Below are 1,622 nucleotides of genomic sequence, written 5' to 3'. Positions count from 1 at the left end.
TAAATCGCCGACTTGTCCTTGTTGTCCCCCACCGACGTCAACAACGCGGCCATGTACTCCGCGGTGTAGTTCGCCTTCAGATACGCCGTCCAGTAGCCGACCAGCGCATACCCGGCGGCGTGCGACTTGTTGAACGCGTAGCCCGCGAAAGGCAGGATCGTGTCCCACAACGCTCGCACGGCCTCGCCGGAGAAGCCGTTGCCGATCATCCCGGCCCGGAAGCCCTCGAATTCCTTCTCCAGGACTTCCTTTTTCTTCTTGCCCATCGCGCGCCGCAAGACGTCCGCGCGGCCCATCGAATACCCGGCGACCTTCTGCGCGATCTGCATGATCTGCTCCTGGTACACCACCAGACCGTGCGTTTCGGCGAGGATCTCGCGCAGCGGTTCCTCGAGTTCCGGATGGATCGGTTCGGCGGCTTGCCGCTTGTTCTTGCGGTCGGCGTAGTTGTTGTGCGTGTTCATCGCCATCGGACCCGGCCGGTAGAGCGCGTTGACCGCCACGATGTCCTCGAACCCGGTGGGACGCATGCGGCGCAACAGGTCCCGCATCGCGCCGCCGTCCAATTGGAACACGCCGAGACTGTCGCCGCGGACCAGCAGGGCGAAAGTTCCGGGATCGTCGGTGGCCAGCCGGTCGAGGTCGATGTCTTCGCCGCGGTTGGCTTGGATGTTGTCGATCGCGTCACCGATGACGGTGAGGTTGCGCAGGCCCAGGAAGTCCATCTTCAGCAGGCCGATGGCCTCGCACGACGGGTAATCCCAGCCGGTGATGATCGAACCGTCGTCCCGTCGCCACAACGGAATCGCGTTCAGCAGCGGTTCGCTCGACATGATGACCGCGCAGGCGTGCACCCCCGCGTTGCGGATCAGCCCCTCCAGGCCGCGGGCGGTGTCGAAGATCGTCTTGCACTCTTCGTCGGTCTCGACCAGGGTGCGGACCTCCGCCGCTTCCGCGTAGCGCTCGTGCTTGGCGTCCACGATTCCCGACAGCGGAATGTCTTTGGCGGCCACGGGCGGCGGCAAGGCTTTGGAAATCCGGTCCGCGATCGAATAGCCTGGTTGCCCGAAGTGGACTCTCGCGGAGTCCTTGATCGCCGCTTTCGTCTTGATGGTGCCGAAGGTGATCACCTGCGCGATCCGGTCGGAACCGTATTTCTCGGTGGCGTACCGGATCATCTCGCCGCGGCGGCGGTCGTCGAAGTCCATGTCGATGTCCGGCATGGACACCCGTTCCGGGTTCAGGAACCGTTCGAACAGCAGACCGTGCCGGATCGGGTCGAGATTGGTGATGCGGAGCGCGTACGCGACGAGCGATCCCGCCGCCGACCCGCGTCCCGGACCCACGCGGATTCCAGCCCCGCGGGCGTGCGTCATGAGGTCAGCCGTGATGAGGAAGTATCCGGGAAAACCTTTCTCCACAATGACTTTGAGCTCGTACTCGGCGCGCTCCCGGTATTCGCCGGGCACTCCGTCCGGCAGCCGGTGCTCAAGGCCGGACATCACTTCATGACGCAGCCAGGTGGCTTCGGTGTGGCCCGCGGGGACGTCGAAGACCGGCATCCGGTCCTTGTGCGTGTACACGTCCTCGTACGACTCGACCCGCTCCGCGACCAGCAGCGT

1 protein-coding gene is annotated in these 1,622 nt (G+C 64.7%); it reads right to left on the bottom strand.

All coding sequences use genetic code 11. From position 1 onward, the window contains the following. On the bottom strand, window positions 1-1,622 hold a 1,622-nt coding region (dnaE, locus tag BM362_RS46015), incomplete at both ends, for a DNA polymerase III subunit alpha (RefSeq protein ID WP_143132669.1).

Source organism: Amycolatopsis rubida (genome assembly GCF_900115345.1).
In the GTDB taxonomy this organism is placed as follows: Bacteria; Actinomycetota; Actinomycetes; order Mycobacteriales; family Pseudonocardiaceae; genus Amycolatopsis; species Amycolatopsis rubida.
This window is presented reverse-complemented; position numbering and strand designations above follow the sequence as displayed.